The following is a 24,464-nucleotide window of genomic DNA, read 5'->3' as shown; positions in this document are numbered from 1 at the left end:
TACTATGAGAAATCCAGGCTAGCCAGCGCAAGGTGACCGACGGACAGATTGAGAAGTTCAATCTTTATACCGAAAACCTTATCTTTTCTGAAGATGACACAAGCGTTCAAGAGCAGGTAGTTCAAGCTAAACAAATTTTGCATGAGATAAACACACTCCGTTTGCGCGCCGACAGGCTGGAAATACCAGGCGAGCAATCCAACCGTTATTATACGGACATTAATGATTTTTTAATCAACATTGTCAGCCAACTTACCTTTAGCGTTGAGCGCGGAGAAATTGTTCGACAGCTCAACGCTTATTACAATTTGTTAAATATAAAAGAGCTAGCGGGTATTGAGCGGGCCATGTTAACAACCGCTTTTAGTGCAGATGCCATGTCTTCTACCGCGTTCGCCAATTTGCTGTCGATCACAGGCCGATCAGAAGCATACCTTAAAACGTTTAATCAGCTTTCCAATGCCAGCCTGCAGAGCGAGCTGGCAGCTATACTGGAAAGTGATCTTGCTAAAACGCTTGCTGACATGCGACGTACCGCGGTGGAGCAAGGCACGGCTGGAGATTTCAATATCAATCACCAGCAGTGGTTTGACCAACAAACCATGCTGATTGACAGCCAGGCGGAAGTAGGACGAGAAGCGGCCGATCTTCTGCTTGAAACAGCCCAGAGCTTGCGTGACAACGCAGTCAGCGAGCTGGCGTATTATCTGGCGTGCTCCTTAGCGGCGGCTCTGTTAGCGGTTCTGCTTTCTGTGCTCATTGTCCGCAGTATTGTACGCCCGCTAAAAATAGCGCTTGAAAACATCCAGGCACGTGGAGGGGACCTGACTCAGCGCTTGGCGATTCCAGGAAGCGATGAGTTGTCACAGCTTTATCTGGCGTTCAACGAATCAACGGCTAAAACGGAAGAGCTGGTGGCCAGCATCAAGCAGGGTGCTCAGTCTGTCGAAGTTGCCAGCAAGGAGATTGCCAAGGGGAATGCAGACCTTGCCCAGCGCACCGAAGAGCAATCTGCGTCGCTTGTGGAAACGGCATCCAGCATGGAGCAGATTACGGCCACCGTGAAGCAAAGTGCAGATACAGCTCAGGAAGCACGTCGTTCTACACAGGACATGGCAAGCCAGGCAAATTCCGCTAACGATATAGCCGAACGAGCGCGTATGGCGATGGAGCAGATCCATGAAGCCAATCAGCAAGTCACCGCGATAGTGGAAGCCATCGATAACATCGCTTTCCAGACCAATATCCTAGCCTTGAATGCCTCCGTAGAAGCCGCAAGAGCCGGGGAACAAGGGCGTGGATTTGCAGTGGTGGCCTCAGAGGTACGTAACCTGGCAAGCCGAAGTGCAGAAGAAGCCAAGCAGATTCGAAAGCTGATCGACAATAACGTTAAAAGTATAGAAGACGGGGAAGAGCTTGTTACCTCAACAAGCGATACGCTAAAAAACATTGCAGAACGCGCTCAGCATACGGCTGCTTTGGTGTCAGAAATATCCGCAGCAACCACCGAACAGTCATCAGGCATTGAGCAAATTAATCAGGCGTTAACCCAGTTGGAAGAAGTCACTCAGCAGAATGCTGCGCTAGTTGAGCAGGTCGCCACAGCGAGCCGCTCACTGGACGACCAAGCAGGCGACATGGCCAGCATGGTAGGTCGCTTTAAGGTCACCGAGGAAAGTAATACATTCGCATTGGCGCATCACAGCTACTGAGACCCTTTCATGAAACACCCGCCGACGAAACATGGCGGGGCGTTTCATGAATGACGTGCCAATAATGAATGGCCTATCCAGCGCTCATTTGCCTGCAAGATCAGCTCAGAGTGAGTCATGTGCAAACATCTCCCTGAGCTTGCTAACAGGCGGAGCCTGCCCTCATGGCATTCGGTGCGCTCGCACTGGTGCACATCATTGTTCATCTGCTCTTTTTCCTACATATTGGCTAGGCTAAATCGCACCGGGACGCTCTCAAGCGTATCCTCTTCACCACGCTGATCGTGCTTATCATCGTGGCCGGTACGATCTGGATGCTATGGGACCAACATGCCCGCATGATGGGATAGTTCGCAACGAGCCATATTTATGACCAACGTCGCCATCTTTATTGATACACAAAACGTCTACTACACCACGCGGGATGCATATCGGAGAAACTTTGATTACAACCGGTTTTGGGCGCAAGCCACCGCCAACAGAGACGTGGTGGGTGCGTTTTGCTATGCCATTGATAAAGGCGATAAGAAACAGCGCGAGTTTCAAAATATACTCAGAGCCATTGGTTTTGAGGTGAAGCTAAAGCCCTTTATTCAACGCGCCGATGGTTCTGCCAAGGGCGATTGGGATGTGGGTATTGCGCTGGATGCCATCGAGTACGCAGAGCACGCCGACGTTATCGTACTGGTAACGGGTGATGGCGATTTTGACCTGCTGGTGAATAAAATTCGCATCAAGTATGGGAAAAAAGTAGAGGTATATGGCGTCCCCCAGCTCACCGCTGCGTCACTAATGAACGAAGCGAGCGCGTTTATTCCCATTAAGGAAGACCTGCTGCTGCGCTAATTCTTACGCTTGCCCCGCTCATCTCAAGCCCTACCTCTGCGCCGAAGCCACACGCATCAAGAGGCGCTTTCCCTTGACGTGTCAGCACAGGCGGGTAGCGCCATTACAACACGTAGCCCGCCACCGGCTCGGTTTTCGAGTGCCAGCCTGCCGCGATGCGCCATTACGATACTGCGCACAATTGATCACTCAAGTCAGCACGAAAACGGCGTGGTAACCCCTACGCGGGCGTGGTGTATGACCTCACGGACAATCACTCGCTATATGCAAGCTACACCAGCACATTCACGCCGCAAACCCGTGAAACCACCAGCGGCGCCACGGTTAAACCCATCGTGGGCGACAGCTATGAAACCGATGGCATCGACCTGGAGATCGCCGGCTCTTTGACGCCCAACTGGAATGTTTACGGTGGCTACACTTACCTGCACTTCCGCCGTGTGGACTCGGATGGCCGCAGCGACCCATCGCATCTGTTCAAGCTTTCCACTACGTATGAACCGTCCGGTTTCTTGAACCGCATGACCTTCGGCGGCGGTGTGTACGCGCAAAGCAACACCCATGCGATATCAGGCCCGGCAGGCCAACCTACAAACGGCGTCAGCACAGGTTCCACTGCCGTCAACTGGCCCGGCTACGCCATCGTTAACGCCATGGCAAAATACGATATCAACGATGAAACCAGCGTAACGCTTAACGTCGACAACCTGCTCGACCAACGCTACTACAACCGCTACGGCTTACGGCGCCCCACGTAGTGCCTCGCTTACGTTGAGGACTGAGTTTTAAGGGGTTTAGAGTAAATGAGGCAGCCGCGCGATTGCGCGGCTTTTTATTGAGCTACATAACTTCTAAATCTTGCACTAAAACCATGGATCTAATTTAAATGTTGCTCAAAAAGCAACAAAGATAACGTTCCTGCTTCTCCTTTCCACCCGTGAAGTCACTTAGGGTTAGTCTTCCTAATAACGTTGCCAATAGGCACATCAATAACGGCAAGGACAGGCAATGTTTACCGATAAGCAAATACAAGATGCAATCGTTCTGCGACAAACTCTCCACAAGCAGCCTGAGCTTAAATACCAAGAAACCCAAACCGCCAAGCTAGCCGCCGAACGATTACGCGCGCTTGGCTACAAGGTAACTGAGGGTATTGCGACAACAGGGATCCTGGCGGAACTGGATACCGGCCGCGAAGGTCCTGTGATCGCGTTTCGTGCTGATATGGACGCGCTTCCTATTCACGAAGCCAATACGTTTGGCCATCGTTCGCAGAATGAAGGTCTTATGCACGCCTGCGGACATGACGGACACACCGCCACGCTACTACTCGCCGCCGAAGTCATCATGGAAAAGCGTGATGAACTGTGTGGGCATCTCAAGTTGCTTTTTCAACCAGCGGAAGAAGGCGGCAACGGTGCGGATGCGATGGTCAAGGCTGGGGTGCTTGAAAACCCTAGAGTGGAAGCCGTATTTGGCTACCACAATCGCCCCGGCTTTCCTGAAGGCCAACTGTTCGTAAAGCCCGGTCCGGCTATGGGTGGCAACGACACGTTCAAAGTCATCATCGAGGGCGTCTCTGGCCATGCGGCCATGCCTCACTTGGCCATTGATCCGATCTACGTTGGCGCCTCGCTAGTACAACAATTGCAAGGGTTGGTGGCCCGTCACAAATCACCCTTGGAATCCGGTGTGATTACCGTAGCGTCCTTTCATGCAGGCGATGCAGCCAACGTAATCCCCGGCGCCGCAGAGCTCGTGGTGAATATTAGAAGTGACCGCCCCTCATCCCGCGATGCGCTGGCTGGCAAGCTTGAGCAGGTCACTAAAGGCGTGTGTGATGCCCATGGCGCCAGCTTCAAACTTGAACACATTCACCAGATTCCACCACTATCCAATGATCCCGAATGGTCTGAACGGGTGTTAGCACTCGCCTCCAAATATGTAGTCAGTAACGACATTCAGCAGTTGGATTACATGCCCACCATGGGTGCCGAAGACTTTGCGTTCTACCTACAGGAAGTGCCTGGCTGCTTTTTCTTCGTCGGTAACGGCGACAGCGCTTATCTTCACAACGAACACTACGACTTTAACGACAACATATTACAGGTAGCAGGTGGCATGTTTGTTGCTTTAGCAAAAGGGCTACTGTTACGCAGCTGACAACCTTTTTACAACCAAAAAATTTCTAAAAACAAGGGTTAACACTATGCAGTCTGTACTCGCTTCTATTGAACGCGTAGGTAACAAACTTCCTCATCCGTTCATCCTATTTACCATCCTCGCCGTAGTGGTTGTAGTTATCTCAGCCATGCTCGCCACGTTTGGCGTCTCGGCGATCAACCCACAAACCGGCGACACCGTCTATGTCCAAAGCCTGCTATCAGGCGATGGTTTAGAATTCATGCTGACCAGTGTGGTCAGTAACTTCGTCAATTTCCCACCGCTTGGGCTTATTTTGGTGGTGATGTTCGGTATTGGCTTGGCCGATAAGGTCGGCCTGATGTCGACGCTGATGCAGGTAAGCGTCGCCAAAGCCCCGCCCTCACTGCTAACCTTCTGCGTATTTTTGGCGGGCATCTGCGGCAGTATTGCTTCTGATGCCAACTACCTGATTTTGATACCGCTGGCCGCCATGCTGTATCACTCGGTGGGCCGTCACCCTATTGCGGGCGCTGCCGCAGCCTACGCCGCCGCCGGTGCAGGTTTTGATGCCAGCCTGTTTATTACTGTCGGGGACGCGCTGTTTGCCGGCATCACTACCGAAGCAGCACGGTTGGTCGATCCTGATGCCTATATTTCGCCAGTTGATAACTACTATTTTGTGGCCTGCTCAGTATTCGTGCTTGCCATTGCGGGTACGCTGATTATCGATAAGGTGGTTGAACCGCGGCTCACGCGCACGCTGCCGATGAGCAAGGATTTTAAGACGGATATCGTCAAGCCGGAGTTAACACCGGAAGAGAAGTTAGGCCTTAAGCGGGTCGGCTTCGCCACCTTGATCTATCTGGCGCTGATCCTGATTGCCGTTATTCCTGAAGCATCCCCGCTGCGTAACGAAGAGGGCGGGCTAATTCCGTCACCTTTCCTACGCTCGCTGGTGCCACTCATGTTTGGCTATTTCGTGACCATCGGCCTAGTGTACGGCATTACCACCGGCAAGATAACGACCAGCCGCGACGTCCCCCAGCGCATGGCCGAATCAGCAAGCGACTTGGCGCCCACGCTGGTGCTGTTCTTCGCCATTGCACAGTTCATCGCCTACTTCCGCTGGTCGGAGCTTGGTCAGTACATTGCCATCGAGGGTTCGAACATTCTGCAGAGCACCGGCTTTACCGGCCTGCCGCTGGTGGGGGCATTCATTGCCATGAGTGCGGTACTCAACGTGTTCATGACCAGCGGCTCGGCCCAGTGGGCGCTGATGGCCCCAGTATTCGTGCCGATGCTGATGATGATCGATTTCGACCCCGCTTTCGTACTGGCCATGTTCCGCATCGGTGATTCCAGCACCAATATCATTTCCCCCATGAGCCCGTACTTCTCGGTTGCCCTGGTGTACATGCAGCGCTACAAGCCGGACATGGGGCTGGGCACGCTGATAGCCACCATGCTGCCGCTAGCGGTTACCTTCCTGCTCGCCTGGTCCGCCTTTTTGATGTTCTGGCTGGCCATGGGGTGGCCGATCGGCCCCGGCGTTTACATGATGGCGAACTGATTACTGCATCGTCAGCATCAGCTTCCATAAATAGTCGGCAGCGGGTGAAAGCCTTCTGCCGACTCTTCTTACCAGATTGCCCTGACTGCTGGCTGCCAGTGGGTGCGCCACGGGAATTGCTCTGAGCTGCCCTTCGTCCACCTCATTGCGTGCAGCCGCCGCGGTCATGAACGACACCCCAATACCGGCACTCGCCATGCGCCGTGAAACAGAATGCAGGTTGCAACGGTAGGCGGGCGTGGCGGGTTGCCCGGCGGCGCTAAACAACGCATTTACAAACTGCTGCGACCCCGATACATCGGGCAGAAAAATAAGCTTGTGCTGCAAAAGCTCTGCTACCGTAACACTCTCCTGCCGGGCCAGCGGATGAAAAGGTGCCACCAGGGCACATAGCGGGCCGCGCTCAAAGGAGTGTACCACCAGCCTCGGATCCGAGATTGGCCCATAGGTAATCGCAATATCCACCTCGTCGTTGGCCACCATCTCGTGGGGCTCACGGGGGTAGTAGATGCCCGTTTTGATCTCGATCAGCACGTCCGGGTAATGTTCGGAGACGCGCTTCATCACGTAGTTGATAAAGCTATCCACAAACCCATCGCCCACCGAAACCACGACCTTCCCCGCCTGTAGATTGCGCAACCGGGAAAGCGTATCCCCCAGCTCCGAGTTGAGCCGCCGCTGGGCAAGAAAGCTATCCACCACCAGCAGCCCCGCCTCGGTTAACATCATATGGCGCCCCTGCCGCTCTAATAGCGCCATTCCCAGCTCTCGCTCAAGGCTGCGAACCTGCCGACTCACCACGGAGGGGTTAATATGCAAATGCTCAGCCGCCGCGCGAATACCGCCGCAACTGCTTACTTCCAGCAGGTAGAAGGCGCGTTTATCGAGTATGTTCATTGGTAACTCGTATAGGCTGAGAGATTATAAAATGTGCTAATGAGTTAGCATCTGGCATCGTATCGTTCTCAATGCAACGAAGCGATATCGGTGATAGGAGCAGGCGGTGATAACGCCAGACTCAATTTCATAGCGCGCACCTCCTCTGCAGGTGGCTGACCAAATAGCCGCTTGAACTCCCTGCTGAACTGGGAAGGGCTTTCATAGCCTACCCGGCTCGCCGCAGCAGCGGCGGTCAATCCATCACGAATCATCAACAGCCGCGCATGGTGCAAGCGCGTCGATTTGATGTACTGGATAGGCGAGGTTTGAGTGACGGATTTGAAGTGCGCATGAAACGCCGGAGCGCTCATTCCCACCTCATGGGCGAGCGTGCCCACTTCCAGCGGAGCGGCGTAATGTACATGGATGCGGCGTAGCGCCTTGGCTATCTTCCCGAACTGCCCATAGTGGGATAACGCCGAGCGAACGCTTCCGCCCTGCTCGCCGGTCAGTACCCGGTAGCAAATCTCTCTCACGATGGACGGTGCTAGAATGCGTGCATCCGCAGGCGTTGCCAGCGCATCCAGCAAGCGTAGCGTTGCACCGGCAAGCGATTGATCAAGCGGTGTGGAAAGCATGCCGCGGGGTGGGGTTGGCTGAACATCGACCGTTTCATCCAGCTGGGTGACAAGCTCTGCAATGACCGCTGTATCAAGGCGGATCGCAATCCCCAGCATCGGTACGTCAGGGCTCGCCTCTGTCTCTGAAATAAACGGCAGAGGTACCGCTAGCACCAGATAGTGATGCGCATCATAAAGATACACTTCGCTGCCCAGATAGCCCCGCTTACGCCCCTGGCAGATGATGACGATGCTCGGCTCATATAGCACCGGGGTGTTTTTGAGCGTCCGGTTTGAGCGCATCAGGCGCACCTCATCCACCAGCGACTGGGTATATCCCTCGCGCGGGGCGAGTTGATATAACCGTTCGATTATCCGGCGCTGCACTACCGCATCGCTACTCGCTACCATGAGCAACCTCGTTCAATGCTCTCACTATTCGCCATTGCTTTCTGCCTCTGACACTAACACTGGCACGGCCAGTGCCGGAGCCAACATAAGAGTAATAGTATAGGCTGTTGGGTCAGTTTCCTGCCTCCAGCCCGCCAATTAATAGCTTTAGGCAAGCATGCAAGAGGATCGTCTATATTGCCGTTCGTGGGCATCCCCTACGCTTTCCCTGTACTTTCCCACAACAGGAAAAACGCATGACCAGCCTATCGAACGTCCCCTCTAAAGTTGTTTTATTGACCGGCGCCAGCAGCGGTATTGGTGAAGCCACGGCCCGCGAACTGGCCAAGCAAGGCCATCGCCTAATTATTGGTGCGCGACGTACCGACCGACTGGAAGCACTGGCGCGCGAATTGTGTGCCAACGGCAGCACAGTTGATTACCAGGCCCTGGATGTCACTAGCCGTGAAGATATGCAGGCGTTTGCCGAGTTTGCGATCACCACCCATGGCCGCATCGATGTCATCATCAATAATGCAGGCGTTATGCCACTTTCCCCGCTGGCAGCGCTCAAGGTAGATGAGTGGAACCGCATGATCGATGTGAACATTCGTGGCGTACTAAACGGAATCGCGGCGGTTCTTCCCACCATGCAGGCGCAACAGGCGGGGCAGGTTATCAACATCTCCTCCATCGGCGGGCTGAGTGTCGTGCCCACCGCCGCCGTGTACTGCGCGACCAAATACGCCGTGCGCGCCATTTCTGACGGCCTGCGCCAGGAAACCAACTGCCTGCGCGTCACCTGCGTTTATCCCGGCGTTGTGGAGTCGGAGTTGGCCAACACCATCACCGACAAGGAAGCCGCCGAGGCCATGGAAGCTTACCGCCAGATTGCCCTTAAACCCGAGGCCATTGCTGCCGCCATCGCCCATGCTATCAACCAGCCTGACGACGTCGACACCAGCGATATTGTGGTGCGGCCTACTGCTAGTCAGTAGTTTTTTAGTGGTGAAACGTGCCTGGGTATCGGGCTGAGGTGGTAATCAGGCACGTCCTTGGTGAGCGTTAAGGCACTTTCCGAGGGTGTAATTACTGTATCTAGAGAATTAGCATCAAGCTGGAGAACGAACATCTAACGGCCACATCTGCTTAAGCCGATTAACCGTATGCGACCACTTAGGCGCGGTAGGCTTGCACACCGTATTTTGATTACCAAACAGCCCCACTTCGCTGAACGCCTGCGCACGCTCGACGGTATAGAGCCAGCGCACCGGCACCAGGTACTCAGCGTTGTCTTCCTCGTCATTAAGCTCTTGATACAAGTGCGGGTAATCATCTGGACGCACTATATCGAGTAACGTTTTGGGGCCGTTTTCCGTTTCAAACGGGTATTCCGTGGCCTGGCTGCGCTCGCCGATAACCTCTCCAACGCCCACGTAACCTGTTTTAGGGATATTGACCCACACCCGGTCGCCTTCTGAAAGCATTGCCAGCGTTTTGGAATACCACGTAGCACCGCCACCGGCGATAAAACCCAAGCGCCGAGCAAGCTCCCACGGCCGGTCGTCACCAAATGAGGCGTAGAACTCGCCGTTCCACGGTTCTTTATTGGCTTTACGTGCTACCGGCTTAGGCGGCTCATCAGGGTCAATCATCCAGGCGCGGCTGAGATAGCGATTGCCGTTATCTTCAAACGCGGAGAAGAACATGGCATTGATGGACAGCTGGGCGTGTTCGTTCAGGTAGTTGATAATGCGCTCGCTGCTGGCATCCAACTGCGTAGCGACCACGACCAGTTGATGGCTCTCGTTGAGTGTCACACTATCCAGCGCCATACCAAACTTGGCCTCAAAGGCTTCGCCCAAAGTGACAAGCGTACGCCCATAGCACTCGGCAAACTGCTGGTAAATATCAATCAACTGGTAATCGGCAAGTGTCACCACCCAAGAGGCGTAGTCGATAGCCTGAGCGACGACATCACGCGGGGTTTTATCGCGCTTTAGCTCTATCACAATTACCGTGCCGTTGGCGTCTACGGCCAGTAGATCGATCAGCTTACCAAAGCCGGTACGCACCTGACGGCCGATCAGCAGCCAGTCCCGATTCAGAATTGAGACATCCTGCATAATCTGCTCTTCCAGCAGGCTTTCATCCGCCAGCCCCGTTGGTAGCAGCTTTTGTGGAAGCGCGCCAGGAGTGTTCGCGAGCTTCCAGATTCCTTGCTCAATGGCCATAGTAATTTGCCACCCTACAGGTGTTAAAAAGTGTTGCCTTTCGAAACGTGGGCGCCTAGTATTTACGCCAACACGGCCCCTATCGGTGAAACTGCCACGCAGTAGCATTGCTTAGGGGTTTTTTATTGCCTTGCTTCCCATTCCCACTGCTCCCAGCCTTCTATAATTCCCATGCCTTTTAGATTTAGCCCTGCTTCGCGCAAATCTGGGAAACTGCTTAACAACTCTGATAAGCGGGCCCACCAAGTGCTCGTCGGGTTAACCGTCATCAATAGGTACTGAACAATACAGAACAGTAGGAAAGGACGCGCCTGAACATGGGAGTTTTGCCAGCCCAGGGAAAATAGAGAGGCCTCACTATGGGCGGGCTTACGCGGCTGGTCCGTCATATTGCGATTCCACAACCGACTATGATGGGCACATACATTGCGTAAATAATTCAAGCTGCGCAGCCATGCGTCCGGCAACCGTACTCATCGGAGCCAACAAAGGTAGGCCGCCCTGACGGTCGGTGATGGTCTCGTAGGCGATGCAGGTGGCACAACTTTCGATAAGGCCCCGGGTCAAGGCTTCCTCGGCGGCCAAGAGGAGGTAAGTGAACAGCGTTTGGCCCCCCTTGAGGCGTTTGATTTCTTCGGACTGCGGCTCCTTAACCTTGAGTATAAGCTCAGCACTGCCCCACACCTTAGCCACATCAGCCTCGGTGCGGACGCCTGCGGCTTCATAGGTAGCACCCGCGAAACCAACGCCCTCTCCTGCCCCGGCCTGCACGGTGACGGTGTGACCACGGCTGACCAGCTCGCGGGCGCCGGCGAGGGTCAAGGCGACACGATATTCGTGGTTTTGATTTCCTTGGAAATAGCAATCTGCATGATCATTATCTCTTTTTGTTAGGAGGCCGAGCGCATGACCCTCCGGTCATGCGCTGATATTGGTAGACCCGGCTCGATCAGGAGGGGAAAGAGAACTGTGCGCCCTCACGAACCCCGGCCGACGGCCAGCGCTGGGTGATCGTCTTGCGCCGCGTGTAGAAACGTACCGCATCGGGGCCATAGGCGGAAAGGTCGCCAAACAACGAACGCTTCCAACCGCCGAAGCTGTGGTAGGAGACCGGCACCGGTAGCGGCACGTTGATGCCCACCATGCCAACCTGAATACGGTCGCTAAAATAACGTGCCGCTTCCCCATCGCGGGTATAGATGCAAGTGCCGTTGCCATACTCGTGATCGTCGATCAGTTTCATCGCCTCATCCATGGAACCGGCGCGCACCACCAGTAGTACCGGGCCGAATATCTCCTCTTGGTAACAGGTCATCTCGGGTGTCACCCGATCGATCAGGGTGCCGCCCACGTAAAAGCCATTATCGTGCCCCGGCACCTGAACACCGCGCCCATCGACCACGATGGTGGCGCCCTGCTGTTCGGCACTGTCGATATAGCCGCAGACCTTCTCCTGGTGCGCCTTAGTGATCACCGGGCCGAAATCGTTGCTCTTGTCGGAGAAGGGGCCGACCTTGAGCGACTTCATCTGCTCCTGCATCTTGGCGATCAGCGTATCGGCGGCTTCGTCGCCCACGGCCACCGCAACGGAAAGCGCCATGCAGCGCTCGCCCGACGAACCGAAGGCCGCCCCGTTCAAGGAGTTGACCACGTTGTCCATGTCGGCGTCGGGCATGACGATGGCGTGGTTCTTGGCGCCGCCCAAGGCCTGGCAACGCTTGCCGCTAGCGCTTGCCCGGGAGTAGATGTATTCAGCGATCGGAGTGGAGCCGACGAAGCTGACGGCCTGCACGCGCGGGTCGTCGAGCAGAGTGTCGACGGCTTCTTTGTCACCGTTGACCACATTGATCACGCCGGCGGGCAGCCCCGCCTCTTGGGCCAGCTCGGCAATGTAGAGTGCCGAGCTGGGGTCACGCTCGGAGGGCTTGAGAACAAAAGTGTTGCCGCAGGCGATGGCCATGGGATACATCCACAGCGGCACCATCGCCGGGAAGTTGAACGGCGTGATGCCAGCCACCACGCCCAAGGGTTGGAACTCGCTCCAGGAGTCGATGCTGGGGCCGGTATTCTTGCTGTGCTCGCCCTTGAGCAGCTCCGGGGCGTAGCAGGCGTACTCCACATTCTCGATACCCCGGGCGAGTTCGCCCCGCGCATCATGCACTATCTTGCCGTGCTCTTGGCCGACCAGGCGGACGATTTCGTCGGCATGCTCTTCCAGCAGTTGCTTGAAGCGGAACATGATCCGGGCGCGCTTGGCGGCCGGGGTGTCACGCCAGGCCGGATAGGCGGCCTCGGCAGCGGCAATGGCCTCCTCGACGGTAGCTTTGCTCGCCAAGCTCACCTGGCCGGCAACCTCGCCGACGGAGGGGTTGAAGATATCCTGGGTACGCTCTTCGCGGTCGACACGCACACCGTTGATCAGATGGCCGAGTGTTGTCATGAGTTGCCTCTTGTTGGGTCTGTCGGTTTAGTCTGCAGAAGTAAGAGCTTCAGTTCAGTTCGCTGATGGCATCGCCTATCACATTGACGACGCGGTCGATCTCCTCACGCTCGACGATAAAGGGCAAGCCGAGCTGAATGGTGTCACCGCCGTAGCGCACGTAGAAGCCTTTTTCCCAGCACTTCATAGCGATCTCGTAGGGTCGGCGGGCCGGCTCACCAGGGTAGGGTTCGATCTGCAAGGCGCCAGCGAGTCCATAGTTACGGATATCGCTGATATAACGCGTGCCCTTAAGCCCGTGAAGCGCTTCTTCGAAGACTGGGCTCATCTCGCGCACGCGGTCGATCAGGCATTCCTGCTCGAGCACGTCCAGAGCCGATAGGGCTGCGGCACAGGCCACCGGGTGCCCGGAATAGGTGTAGCCATGGGGCAGCTCAAGCATGTAGTCGGCACCACCCTGCTCCATGAAGGTGTGATAAATCTCACTTTGAACGATCACGCCGCCCATGGGGACCGCACCGTTGGTCAGTTGCTTGGCGAAATTCATTATATCGGGAGTGACGCCGAACTCCTCGGCACCGGTCATAGATCCCATGCGCCCAAAGGCGGTGATCACCTCGTCGAAGATCAGCAGGATATCGTGTTGGTCGCAGATCTCGCGCAGCCGCTGCAAGTACCCCTTCGGCGGCGGGATTACCCCTGCGGAACCAGCCAGTGGCTCGACGATCACCGCGGCGATATTGGAAGCGTCGTGCAGCGCGATCAACTCAAGCAGCTCGTCGGCCTTCTCGGCACCGCGATCGGGCATGCCACGGGTGAAGGCGTTCTCAGCAATCAGGGTGTGGGGCAGGTGGTCAGCATCGACGCCCTGCCCATAAAGCGCCCGATTGGCACCAATACCGCCCACACTGAAACCACCGAAATTGACGCCGTGATAGCCCTTGGCACGCCCGATCAGCTTGGTCTTGGTGGGTTTTCCTTTCTTACGCCAGTAGGCGCGGGCAATCTTCAAGGACGTATCGGCGCTCTCGGAACCCGAGCCGGTGAAAAAGGTGTAATCCAGACCTTTAGGTGTCAGCTCACGCAGACGATGAGCAAGTTCAAACGCCTTGGGATGCCCGAACTGGAAAGCAGGTGCATAGTCCAGCTCGCGCAACTGCTTGCTTACCGCGTCGGCGATTTCTGGGCGAGAGTGCCCAGCGCCACACGTCCACAATCCGGAGAGGCCGTCAAAAACCTGGCGACCCTGGGCATCGGTGAGATAACTGCCCTTGGCACCGGTGATGATACGCGGGTCGCGTTTGAACTGACGGTTGCCGGTGTAAGGCATCCAGTATGCGTCGAGTTGCTCGACGCTGAGCCCGGCAGTAGGGGAAAACTCTTGAGCTGACATATCTATTACCCTCTATAGAGTCTTGTCATTAATGGGGTTTAGAAAACCAGCCTAGAACGCCTCTTTGATAAGTTAAATAAACAACTAGTTTATTTCAAATAACTACTTACTTAACTTTTAAGCACGATGACGCTACGATGGGGGTTACATAAATCTCACTGTGTAGGTAAGGAGCAAGAAAAATATGGCACTTCGGAAAGTAGCGCCAATGGGGCAACCAAGCGACTCTGACCTTCGGCTCCTCAGAATTTATCGAAAAGTCGTGGAATGCGGGGGTTTCTCAGCGGCTGAAGTCGAATTAAGCATTAGCCGTGCTGCCATTAGCATGGCAATGAATGACTTGGAAACACGACTTGGCCTCCGCCTTTGTCAACGTGGCCGTAGTGGCTTTGCCCTAACGAATGAAGGCTCTGAAGTTTACCAATTGTCTCTACAGCTTTTAGCGGCAGTTGAGGGATTTCGCACTCAAGTCAACGGCTTGCATGCCCAGCTCAAAGGTGAGCTCAACATTGGTATTACCGATAACCTAGTAACCATGCCCGAAATGCATATAACTCATGCGCTTAATGCACTCAAAGAGAAAGGCCCCGATGTTCGTATCAACATTCGCATGATTCCGCCTAGTGATATTGAGCTAGCCGTTCTTGATGGACGCTTACATACCGGCGTTATTCCTAATCTCAAAACTCTACCAGGGCTTGACTACCTGACACTGTACGAAGAAACCTCAAGACTTTACTGCTCGACTGAACACCCACTATTTCACGCGAACAATATTACGGAAGAAGACTTACCACATTACGACGCTGTTGTACCCGCTTATGCCCAAACACCAGAAATAAAGGCAATGCATGAACCGCTTAAAGCATCAGCGTCAGCGACCGACCGCGAGGGCGTTGCTTTTCTTATACTGTCTGGGAGCTATATCGGATACCTGCCCACTCATTATGCTGAGCGATGGGTACGCGACGGGCAGATGAAAGCACTGCCACCCAATAAATGGCATTACTTCACAGGTTACAGCGCCATCACCCGTAAAGGAGGGTTTTCTAATTTAGTTTTGGAAACATATTTTGATGAGTTGAATAAACTGATCAGCACCTCTCCAAACACTAATACTTAAGCATAATAAGTGCCTGATCTTAAGTTTTCGTGTAACGTTGGAGTCTGATATCTCTAACGGATGGAACCATGTTAAGGCGTTTCGTTGCTCCCCTTACTGACTCTGAACAGCAGACGCTGTCCTCCGCCTATCACCACGGTGAGAAGCGTGCTCTACGACGCCGTGCACATGCCATCCTACTGAGCAATCAAGGCCATACGATCAACCAAATTAGCCAGATACTGGAGGTCCGCCGCGACGCCGTATCACGATGGCTCAAACAATGGGAAGCGTCAGGCCTCGATGGATTGATCGACAAGCCCCGCAGTGGTCGCACGCCCGTCTTGGACGAGAGCGATCATCAGCGACTGCAGGAGCTCGTCGCCGAACAGCCTCACCAGATTCGATCCTTGCAGGCCCGTTTTGAAGAAGAGACGGGCAAGACCGTCAGCACGGTGACCCTTCGCCGAGCGTTGAAAAAAAAATGACTTCAGCTTCAAACGTATCCGGCACTCACTCAAAGCATTGCGTGACGAGACGGATTTCCGAAACACCCAAGGCCTCCTCAAGGCACTCCATCAGCAGGAGGACCAGGGTGAGCACGAGCTCTATTACTTTGATGAATCGGGTTTTTCACAATCGTCGTCGGTACCCTATGCGTGGAGTCCCATCGGGCAACCCTGCGAGGTGACCGCCTACTCACACAGCCGAAGGCTGAACGTATTGGGGTTCCTCAGCCGTGCTGGGAAACTGATCTACCACACCACTACCGGGTCAGTGACCACCGAGACGGTCATCGAAGCGTTTGACCAGTTTGTAGCACAGAAAAAAACCGATACCTTCGCTGTTGTGGTGCTCGACAACGCCAGCATGCATCGCTCGCAGGCCTTCAGGCGGAAAATAGTCGAGTGGATGTCGCACCGTGTGCATCTGGTTTACTTATCGGCCTACTCGCCGGAGCTGAATCTGATTGAGATACTGTGGCGTCAGATGAAGTACGCATGGCTGCCGTTGAGTGCTTACCTTTCGTTTGATCACCTCTGTGAAGAGGTACACCGGCTATTGGGTAGCTATGAAGCTGATCACGCGATTAATTTTGAATAAGCACTTAGAGACGGGGTAATTACGTGCCAAAAACCAACTATGTTAAACAAAACCTTACGTTAGATTAATCAAATACTTATTTAAAATAAAAATTATTTACCCTAGCCTGAACTTCGCAATGTCAAGTTATTCGAAGAGCTTGATATAAATCAAAAAACCTATTAGTGACAGGAGGGGTAAATCTATTTTTGATTAACTAGAAGTTGATCAAAGGTGGCTTTAATCTTTATCTAGATCTAGAAAACATAAACAGCAATAGCGGATAATTTTCAAGAACTAAAAACCATGCACTAAAGCTCAACACCCAGTCTATTAAGCTAATATATACTATAAAACTCTTCTTAATAAACAAAGTACAAGAAAGGAGTAGTAGAGATGCCGAAAAGATTACCGCTTACGAAGATTCGCACAAGCGTAGCGATTGCAGCCGTTGCTATGGCGAGCGTGGGCATTACGTCCCAAGCGCAAGCTAATGAGCGCTTCATATTGGCACATGCCATGCCAAGCGATCATATCTTCCACGCTATTTCTGAGCGTTTTATCGACGAGATTCAGGAAAGTGAGGAGTTTCAGATTGCCTACCACCAAGGTGGTGATTTAGGAGACTGGACGTCTCTATTTGAGCAATCCATGCAAGGCGTTGTGCCGATGACGCTGACTTGGGGTGCCTCGGAATTTGACGAACGCCTCGACCTCTCATGGCTTGGTTATGTTGTTTCGAACTGGGAAGACGCTCGGGATGTCTATGGGCCTAATGGCGAAATGCTAGAAGTCTATAACAGCATATTTCATGATCTCGACCTGCATACTATCGGCATTATCCCTACCGATTTTGGCTCCCTTGTTATCCGCAAAGGCGTAGGAGAAGTCCCTGTCAACTTCCCCGAAGATGGCAACAATATTAAGGTCCGTGTACCACCTGTCCCTATCGCCATTGACCGCTTCCGTAACCTTGGCTTCGCATCAGTACCTATTCCACTCTCAGAGGTCTATACCGCCCTACAGCTAGGTATAGTCGATGCCCGAGCCTTTTCGACTGCAGTAGAAACTTACCAGCAGCGAGATGTTCTGGAAACGAACATTCTTACCAATGACTACTTTGAAACTGCTTTCTGGCTAGTGAATAAAGACTGGTGGGAAGGACTTTCTGAGGAGAACCGCGACTTACTACAGAGCGCTGCCGACGACACTGTGCTGTGGTCTTGGGATGAGGCTCAGAGCTTGAGTGAAGAATTCCTGGATAAAGTGCGAGATTCAGGCATTGATGTCGTCGAACTCAGTGATGAGCAGATTGCCACTGCTGCACAAATTGTTCATGAAACAGAATGGCCTGAAATGGAGAAGCTGGTCGGCTCCGAAATTATGGCAAAACTGAGACAAGCCGCTGGTATTGAGTAAGACCCAAGGCCCGCGTTTAGTGGGCCTTTCTCTTTGGAGTAAAGTGATGCCAATACAAGAAAAGGAAAAAGACTTTTCCCCTGCGGATGAAAGCCATCAGGTAAGCCAGGTGGCAGAAGTGACTGCCGTGCCAAACTTTCCTGTTAGCCCACTCTATTCAGTTTTTTTAAAGTGTGAAGCCGCTTATGCAATGCTTCTCAAAAGTTCGCTGGCAATATTTAGCATTCTTTTGGGTGGCTTGATGTTTGGTCAAGTGCTAATGCGCTACGTCTTTAACTCCCCATTTCTAGGCATTGAAGAGATTGCGCTGCTGCTAGGAGCATGGATTTATTTTCCGGCTATTGCCTATACCACTAGAGAGGGCGAGCATATACGCGGCGGCATATTAGATCTTATTGTTAAATCTCGTAGCAAGACCCAAATCATCAATCTCTGCATGTCCCTACTGAGCATAGCTGTCTGCGTGGTGTTTGGTTACTTTGCCATTAAGTACGCCATGTTTGATTTCGATCGAGGTCGCTTGAGCTCCTATATGCGCTGGCCTAGGTGGTTGTGGTCTGCCTCATTAGTAGTGGGCTTTTTAGGCACTATATTAGCGTTGCTCATGCAAACGATTAACCAGTTCCTTGACCTTCGTCGCATACAAAAAGAAGAGAGGCAACGATGCTGATTTTTTCCCTAGCTCTCGGGATTATTGTAGCTTTATTACTCTTGGGAATGCCGATAGCCTTCGCCTTTGGTCTTGGTGCTCTTGTCTATTTGCTCAGCACTGGTGCTGATATCTCATTCCTTATTCCTTATGCATTTCAAACGACAACCAGTTTTGCGTTATTAGCGCTACCTCTTTTCGTATTAGCGGGCGTGGTAATGGCCCAAGCGGGGATATCCACACACTTACTCAACTTCATCAATGCCTTCGTAGGAAGAGTTAAGGGCGGCCTGGGAGCTGTTACCGTTATAACGTGTGCTCTTTTTGGAGCCATTTCTGGCTCATCTTCTGCCGCCATCGCAGCGATTGGCCAGATTATGATTCCGCGAATGGTTCGAGAGGGCTATCCTGTTGGCCATGCAACCGCCTTGGTAGCATGCTCTTCGGTACTTGCACTGCTCATCCCACCTTCGGTACCGATGATCGTCTTCGCGATAACGGGTGGGCTTTCCGTTAGCGCTGCCTTTCTTTCCACCGTCATTCCCGGCGTATTACTGATGATTATCTACGTCGGGTTGAATTTCTTTTTCCTGCGCAACAACCCCAACATACAAGTTGATGAAAAACTGCCTGTACGACAGGCTGGCATTAAGATCCTGAAAAGCGGTAAAAGCGCAATTTGGGCACTTCTAATGCCTATCATCATCCTGGGCACCATTTATGGAGGCATAGCGACGCCTACTGAGGCAGCAGCCATAGCCTTCGTATACGCCACCTTTGCTGGATTTGTGCTCTACCGCACTCTTAGCGTCAAGGCATTCTGGAATGGCTTGATTCAAGCCACATTGACGATTGGGTCAATCATTGCCGTGCTTTTCTTTCTCTTCATGATGAGCCGCGCCATGATCCTTCAACAGGTGCCGAGCCAAGTGACAGGCTTTCTACTGGGACTATCAGACAGCCCACTCGTCATTCTATTGCTTATAAATCTCGTTCTGCTTTTAATCGGCATGATTGTCGATGACATTTCCGGCAGCATCTTAGCTGCAGTTGTGCTGCTGCCATTAGCCACTGCTATTGGCGTACATCCTATTCATTTTGCCGCTATTGTTGGCGTCAATTTAGGGTTAGGTAATGTCTCACCACCATGCGCACCTATGCTTTATATGGCTGCAGGCGTTAGTAAAATATCTCTCGATAAGTACTTTGGGGTCACAATGAAGTTTTTGCTCTTTGGCCACCTTCCAATGGTACTGATAGTGACCTTCATACCTGAGTTATCACTGGCCCTACCTAGGTTTATTTTGGGCATTACCTAACAGGTATGCCCTATCGAGTGAGATAAGACGTAAGCTTACTTTTAGTAAAATATGATTCACCGAAACTAAACGTTACCGACCCGGGTCGGGGCAGATCAACAAGATGAAAAGTGGTCTTGTTTCGATCCAGTGCCAAATAGGCTGCAAGAAAAGAGCTAATCACTGCCAAGAAGGTTGTCCCAATTGTTGTGCCAGACTATGCCAAAACCGACGCGCGTTTACAAATGGTCATAGACAAAACAAAAGGGCTTACGAATAAACGTAAGCCCTTGATATGTCTGGCGCGCCCGGCAGGATTTGAACCTGCGACCCTCGGCTTCGGAGGCTAATTTCAAGCCTTGCCGATAAGCTCACCTGCTTAAATACCTTAGCGATAATTGCCATTTTAAATCATACAAAACAGAAACTTATAAAAAAACGAGCCCTAATATCTCTCTTCGCTTTATCACGATTGACACCGATCGTTGCCCATCGCCTCTATCAAATTGGTCACATTGCATGATTTTAAAATGTCCGATTTTCGGACGTTTTTGACCTTTGGCGGCAGTGCCTTACCTATCTCTTAAACACACCATGATGATCACCTCGGAAAAAGGACCTCCTCTCCCCCGCCTGTCAGCATGATGAACTGACACAATGCCGAAAGGGTTTCATCATTGGAGTCGAGTATGTCGTCTGCTTATTTTAAGCCTGACAGGCTTTTTCCGAACCGCATATTTTTGTGGTCGTGCCCGAACAGCACACGGGTACGACCTTTCTCGTCTATCAGGTAGCAAGAACGAAGGTGCCATCTCTAGCATCGATCTCATTACCTCGGGAAGACGGCCAGGTGGCACTGCCGACAACATGGATAACTCTTTGGTAAGAAAATGGGCAGCGTGGTGAAAACTCAATTGATTTGGGTGAATACTGTCCAAACTGTAGGCCATTCGGGCCATCTGAAAGCGTATCAAGTTGTAGGCGAGCAACGTACCCCATAATTCCTAGCGAACCATGTCCGGTGTACGGCTACGCAGCGTGAGCCGGCTGCCCAGCAGCGACTGCTTCATTTCCCGGTAACCCAGCTCGATTTCCCAGCGATAGCTATAAAAGATCTACGATATCAGCAGCAGGAAAGCGCAGCGGATCGGTCATCGACGTCAGCACCTGGACCTCTTTTCCCTTGACCTTACGACGCAACAGTCGGGCTTCTAACGTCGCGGGCAAGTCTGGCCATTTCGCTCGCGCTTGTGGCGATGTCGTCAGGCGAACAAGTCGATCCTGACGCCCCAGCGAGTAGATTTCTTCATACTGTGTTCCCTTCCGTAACGGGATCAGCCAGTGGCTGCTGTTCGCCTGCTTTCTGCCACGCATGCAGCAGTCCCAGCGAATAAACCCCGCGGTCAAAGAACGTCAGTGAGTGGTCAGGCGTTCGCCATACCACACCGTCTAAGCCTAAAGCTTTAGACCACACCAATGAGGGTGAGGGGTTTGTTCGTGCCACAGGGCCTGCGTTTATTCGAAAATACGTTTGACGGTCTCCACCCCGAGTCGTTGACGTGCTTGGACAACGGCGCTGGATGCCACGAAAGGACGTTGGCCGGGTAAGACAATATCGAGCTGATTAACGACTTGCCCCATCGGGATGTGCCGAAACAATGCCATACCGATAATCGACCAAATCACCATATCAAGCTGTAAACGGCGTTTACGCAAGGTGGCTACACCGGCGTGTTCTAGGCATTCATCAATCAACTCGGGGGAGAACATCCGCAAGGCTGGAGAAGTGTTCAGGTGAAACGCGAGCGATGGCATCAATGGACTGACTTAAATGCATAAAACCGGTATCAGAATTTCCTGATACCGGAATATCGCATTGTCAGTTCATTGATGAACCCTTAACTGACTGGCATTACCGCTATGGCGGGGCTTCTTCATCCGCTTCAACGTTCTACCCTTTTTTGTCAATCCAGATGGCAGCAAATTCTACGCCATCTTTGCAGCTCAACCCAGTGAGTAGAACTTGACGCAATGCTGAGTGACGCCTAAGATTCTTCCAATAAACTCATAGTACCAAAAAGCAGTACTAAATGACGTTGAAACGCAAGCACGCGAAAACACTGGCCGCCATCTTTAGTCGTCCTGTTTCAGGCACCATCGCATGGAGCGACATAGAATCTCTGTTCGTGGCGCTTGGTGCTGAGGTTAATGAGCGCGAAGGCTCGCGCATCGCGGTTGTGCTGTTCGGCGAAGTGCGCGTATTTCACCGTCCGCACCCATCGCCAGATACAGACAAGGGTGCCGTTGCCAGTATCCGTAAGTGGTTAGAAGAGAATGGAGAAGCCCCATGAACAACATCATGGCTATCGACGGCTATCGCGCCGTGATTCAATACGATCCAGAGGTTGAAATGTTTCGCGGCGAGTTCGTCGGACTTAACGGCGGCGCCGATTTCTACGCCGACAGTGTCTCCGATCTTCGCAAGGAAGGCCGGGTATCCCTCCGCATTTTTCTTGAAGAGTGCGAGCGCCTCGGTATTCAGCCATCCAAGTCCTATTCGGGCAAGTTCCAGGTTCGCCTGCCTGCTGAAATTCACGAGCATGCAGTAGATGCTGCTACTGCTAGGGGGCAGAGTCTAAACCAGTTTGTGGCAACCGCCATCGAACATGAGATTCACACCTAATACCAACCCCGCTTTGGTGGGGTTTTAAATGCACGCATTTTTTCGCCCGTTGACTATTGCTATGAAAATCGCATCGCTAGGCTACTCGGCGGTTTGGTTTTGCTGGCGTCTTTAAATACTTATTGAACATTTAAATTTATCGCTTTCTCTTAGCTTAGCTGGGCAACGTAATTCTAAATATCGGTGAACTGCAGGTTCTCGCGAAACTCTTCAATCCGCGCTTTCATCTCGACGATGGGGTGCTTACTACTAAATTTACAGTAGACGGTAGTATTCGTTGCGGAATTTCTGAATCCAACTAATAAGTGCAGCACCTATTACTTGAATTCAGGACCAACGCATTGTTACCCCGATCGATGAATGCTACAAGACTATGTTAAATGTCGGGAATATTCTAAGTGTTGGAACAACATTTATCGGCCTATGTTTATATTTCTTTAGGCCTGGTGAACGGTCGTTTTCTGTTCGTAGAAATGTGTACGAAATTTCTTTACGAAAAAAACGCCCCGTAGCGCACCGCAGAGGGCCCTGCACCACTCGTAAAGAAAATGACCGTATGTTTTGCTCTTCGCAACTGACCTAGCCGCTGGAACAGCTTATAGCTTTTTATATCTATCGATTGAATTTATTTTCAATCGATAGAATTTACTTTATTTCTACACAATAAAGGCTATTCTATCGCTGAAAACACAAAAACATACGGAGTTTCTATGTCAGATCAGAACGTTGTACTCACCTTTACCGGACAAGGGCTAACGCCCATGGCTCGCCATGGAGGTTCAGGCCATTGGACGGCAGACCGACACCGGCTACAAAAAGCGTCATACCTTGTGTGTGTACGAAACCGGCGCCGTGACTATGAAGATTGGACAGCCAAAGACTTATCGCATGGCACTGCCTTCCTTATCGCCAAGGTCACAGGGGTAAAAGAATCCCCTCGCGAACCAGACCAAAAGCCCCGTTACGTTGTCACCTTCGAAGAATATGCCGAAATTGAAGTGCCCGGGGCTTGGAAGATGTGCACCGACGGTCAGCGCTTCCCTGTCGCTTACATGAGCCGTGACAAGGCTGAGACGGTTCTTGGCATCGACTTCAACAGCACTGACCTTGATTGGAAACGGCTATCCGATCTACGCCCTAAGGAAGTCTCTCCGACCGACGCAATATCGGACACCGACTCCTCATCATCTGCACGGTTCCTTACCATCGACCAAGCCAAGCGTGGCCTGTCAGCTCATCTAGGCGTTAGTCCTGAGCAGATTGATATCAACGTGAGGTACTGAGTGGAGAGCGCAAGAGACTTGCCTTAGTAGATGTGGCGGGGGAGTAGACAGAGGTATATGATATACATGTATAGCACTTTAGAGGAAGTTCACTATGCTGGCCATACGACTCCCTGCAGACATCGAGGATCGCCTCGAGGCTTTGGCCAAAGCCACCGGTCGCACCAAAACCTACTATGCCCGCGAGGCGATCCTTGAGCACTTGGAAGACCTTGAGGATACTTTCTTGGCCGAGAAGACGCTGGAACAGGTACGCCGTGGCGAGATGACCACCCACAGCCTGGATGACGTGGAGCGTGAGCTTGGCTTGGCGGATTGAACTCACGGACGATGCTGTCAAACAGATGAAGAAGATGAGGCATACGGACGCCAAGCGCATCCGTGACTATCTCCGTTCCCGAGTGCAGCCTCTAGAAGACCCCCGGCAGCTGGGCAAACCGCTAACTGGACAGCTCAGTGAGCTATGGCGCTACCGCGTAGGTGACTATCGGCTCATCGCCAGCATTGAGGATAAGGAGGTGCGCATTCTAGTCATTCGAGTTGGCCACCGCCGCGACATCTATCGCCGCTGATACGCTGTATCTAGACGGTTCTATGTTGCCAAGTACCATCGCCTCTCATTCAGCTAACCACACTGTTCACCTGCTGCATCGCCGTGATGGCCTTATCGACATGCCCCGGAACCACTTCCCAACCCGTTATTGGTCAATGCTGAACC

Annotated in this window: 22 protein-coding genes and 2 pseudogenes; 16 read left to right on the top strand and 8 right to left on the bottom strand. The window is 52.6% G+C overall.

The genetic code is table 11. The features are described 5' to 3' along the window. Positions 1-32: 32 nt before the first annotated feature. The 5 genes from FKN99_RS18055 (at position 33) to FKN99_RS06000 (ending at position 6,273) form a co-directional block, all read left to right on the top strand. Entirely contained in the window at positions 33-1,712 is a 1,680-nt protein-coding gene (locus FKN99_RS18055; protein ID WP_172117026.1) for a methyl-accepting chemotaxis protein, read from the top strand. A 369-nt stretch (positions 1,713-2,081) separates the two neighbouring features. Beyond that, positions 2,082-2,558, top strand: coding sequence for a LabA-like NYN domain-containing protein (locus tag FKN99_RS06015; protein ID WP_172117025.1), 477 nt, complete (start codon positions 2,082-2,084; stop codon positions 2,556-2,558). A 233-nt stretch (positions 2,559-2,791) separates the two neighbouring features. After that, complete coding sequence (locus FKN99_RS06010) at positions 2,792-3,316, top strand: TonB-dependent receptor domain-containing protein (RefSeq protein WP_319941240.1); 525 nt, start codon at positions 2,792-2,794, stop codon at positions 3,314-3,316. Between the two features lie 250 nt (positions 3,317-3,566). After that, entirely contained in the window at positions 3,567-4,721 is a 1,155-nt protein-coding gene (locus FKN99_RS06005) for a M20 metallopeptidase family protein (protein WP_087110780.1), read from the top strand. A gap of 46 nt (positions 4,722-4,767) precedes the next feature. Further along, the gene (locus tag FKN99_RS06000; RefSeq protein ID WP_087110778.1) at positions 4,768-6,273 is read left to right on the top strand and encodes an AbgT family transporter; all 1,506 of its coding nucleotides are present in this window, start codon (positions 4,768-4,770) and stop codon (positions 6,271-6,273) included. Here FKN99_RS06000 and FKN99_RS05995 read toward each other — a convergent pair whose 3' ends face one another. Both FKN99_RS05995 and FKN99_RS05990 read right to left on the bottom strand, forming a co-directional pair. Then, positions 6,274-7,170 carry a LysR family transcriptional regulator gene (locus FKN99_RS05995; RefSeq protein ID WP_087110776.1) on the bottom strand — a complete coding sequence of 299 codons (897 nt, stop codon included), beginning with the start codon at positions 7,168-7,170 and terminating at the stop codon, positions 6,274-6,276. A 68-nt stretch (positions 7,171-7,238) separates the two neighbouring features. Next, the gene (locus tag FKN99_RS05990; protein WP_087110774.1) at positions 7,239-8,183 is read right to left on the bottom strand and encodes an AraC family transcriptional regulator; all 945 of its coding nucleotides are present in this window, start codon (positions 8,181-8,183) and stop codon (positions 7,239-7,241) included. Between the two features lie 236 nt (positions 8,184-8,419). Between FKN99_RS05990 and FKN99_RS05985 the strand changes: the two genes are divergently transcribed. Beyond that, positions 8,420-9,160, top strand: a complete 741-nt coding sequence (locus tag FKN99_RS05985; protein ID WP_087110772.1) for an SDR family oxidoreductase — start codon at positions 8,420-8,422, stop codon at positions 9,158-9,160. A gap of 114 nt (positions 9,161-9,274) precedes the next feature. Here FKN99_RS05985 and FKN99_RS05980 read toward each other — a convergent pair whose 3' ends face one another. From FKN99_RS05980 to FKN99_RS05960, 5 genes and pseudogenes are all read right to left on the bottom strand, one after another. After that, a complete protein-coding gene (locus FKN99_RS05980) occupies positions 9,275-10,396 on the bottom strand; it encodes a PDDEXK family nuclease (RefSeq protein WP_087110770.1) in 1,122 nt (373 codons plus the stop codon). A 122-nt stretch (positions 10,397-10,518) separates the two neighbouring features. Next, positions 10,519-10,785 carry an Abi family protein gene (locus FKN99_RS05975; protein WP_176372233.1) on the bottom strand — a complete coding sequence of 89 codons (267 nt, stop codon included), beginning with the start codon at positions 10,783-10,785 and terminating at the stop codon, positions 10,519-10,521. Positions 10,786-10,840: 55 nt separating this feature from the next. After that, positions 10,841-11,268, bottom strand: a pseudogene (locus FKN99_RS05970) (alanine dehydrogenase); the annotation flags it as partial. 77 nt (positions 11,269-11,345) lie between these two features. Continuing rightward, a complete protein-coding gene (locus FKN99_RS05965; protein ID WP_087110768.1) occupies positions 11,346-12,836 on the bottom strand; it encodes a CoA-acylating methylmalonate-semialdehyde dehydrogenase in 1,491 nt (496 codons plus the stop codon). Between the two features lie 49 nt (positions 12,837-12,885). Then, positions 12,886-14,229: an aspartate aminotransferase family protein gene (locus FKN99_RS05960; RefSeq protein ID WP_087110766.1), complete on the bottom strand. Its 1,344-nt coding sequence runs from the start codon at positions 14,227-14,229 to the stop codon at positions 12,886-12,888. 184 nt (positions 14,230-14,413) lie between these two features. Here FKN99_RS05960 and FKN99_RS05955 point away from each other — a divergent pair, with 184 nt between their 5' ends. The 5 genes from FKN99_RS05955 (at position 14,414) to FKN99_RS05935 (ending at position 19,801) form a co-directional block, all read left to right on the top strand. Next, positions 14,414-15,352: a LysR family transcriptional regulator gene (locus FKN99_RS05955; RefSeq protein ID WP_087110764.1), complete on the top strand. Its 939-nt coding sequence runs from the start codon at positions 14,414-14,416 to the stop codon at positions 15,350-15,352. 68 nt (positions 15,353-15,420) lie between these two features. Beyond that, a protein-coding gene (locus FKN99_RS05950; RefSeq protein ID WP_076611625.1) for an IS630-like element ISHsp2 family transposase occupies positions 15,421-16,435 on the top strand; the annotation gives its coding sequence in 2 pieces (ribosomal slippage) (positions 15,421-15,807 and positions 15,809-16,435; 1,014 coding nt in all). 375 nt (positions 16,436-16,810) lie between these two features. Next, on the top strand, positions 16,811-17,833 hold the full coding sequence (gene dctP, locus FKN99_RS05945) for a TRAP transporter substrate-binding protein DctP (protein WP_172117024.1): 1,023 nt from the start codon (positions 16,811-16,813) through the stop codon (positions 17,831-17,833). Between the two features lie 46 nt (positions 17,834-17,879). Continuing rightward, positions 17,880-18,503, top strand: a complete 624-nt coding sequence (locus FKN99_RS05940; protein ID WP_087110760.1) for a TRAP transporter small permease — start codon at positions 17,880-17,882, stop codon at positions 18,501-18,503. Further along, on the top strand, positions 18,497-19,801 hold the full coding sequence (locus FKN99_RS05935) for a TRAP transporter large permease (RefSeq protein ID WP_087110758.1): 1,305 nt from the start codon (positions 18,497-18,499) through the stop codon (positions 19,799-19,801). The genes FKN99_RS05940 and FKN99_RS05935 overlap by 7 nt, the downstream gene beginning before the upstream one ends. 653 nt (positions 19,802-20,454) lie before the next feature. Here FKN99_RS05935 and FKN99_RS05930 read toward each other — a convergent pair. Continuing rightward, positions 20,455-21,617: pseudogene (locus tag FKN99_RS05930) on the bottom strand (IS4 family transposase). Positions 21,618-21,870: 253 nt separating this feature from the next. Between FKN99_RS05930 and FKN99_RS05925 the strand changes: the two are divergent. The 5 genes from FKN99_RS05925 (at position 21,871) to FKN99_RS05905 (ending at position 24,318) form a co-directional block, all read left to right on the top strand. Beyond that, a complete protein-coding gene (locus FKN99_RS05925; protein WP_253926974.1) occupies positions 21,871-22,131 on the top strand; it encodes a type II toxin-antitoxin system HicA family toxin in 261 nt (86 codons plus the stop codon). After that, entirely contained in the window at positions 22,128-22,463 is a 336-nt protein-coding gene (locus FKN99_RS05920; RefSeq protein ID WP_172117023.1) for a type II toxin-antitoxin system HicB family antitoxin, read from the top strand. Before FKN99_RS05925 ends, FKN99_RS05920 begins: the two co-directional genes overlap by 4 nt. Positions 22,464-23,173: 710 nt before the next feature. After that, a complete protein-coding gene (locus FKN99_RS05915; RefSeq protein WP_172117022.1) occupies positions 23,174-23,746 on the top strand; it encodes a hypothetical protein in 573 nt (190 codons plus the stop codon). Positions 23,747-23,840: 94 nt separating this feature from the next. Then, the gene (relB, locus tag FKN99_RS05910) at positions 23,841-24,065 is read left to right on the top strand and encodes a type II toxin-antitoxin system RelB family antitoxin (protein ID WP_089708390.1); all 225 of its coding nucleotides are present in this window, start codon (positions 23,841-23,843) and stop codon (positions 24,063-24,065) included. Continuing rightward, positions 24,049-24,318 carry a type II toxin-antitoxin system RelE family toxin gene (locus FKN99_RS05905; RefSeq protein ID WP_172117021.1) on the top strand — a complete coding sequence of 90 codons (270 nt, stop codon included), beginning with the start codon at positions 24,049-24,051 and terminating at the stop codon, positions 24,316-24,318. Before relB ends, FKN99_RS05905 begins: the two co-directional genes overlap by 17 nt. Positions 24,319-24,464: the final 146 nt, after the last annotated feature.

The sequence above is a fragment of the Halomonas hibernica genome (assembly GCF_013183775.1).
Classification (GTDB): domain Bacteria; phylum Pseudomonadota; class Gammaproteobacteria; order Pseudomonadales; family Halomonadaceae; genus Vreelandella; species Vreelandella citrativorans.
This window is presented reverse-complemented; position numbering and strand designations above follow the sequence as displayed.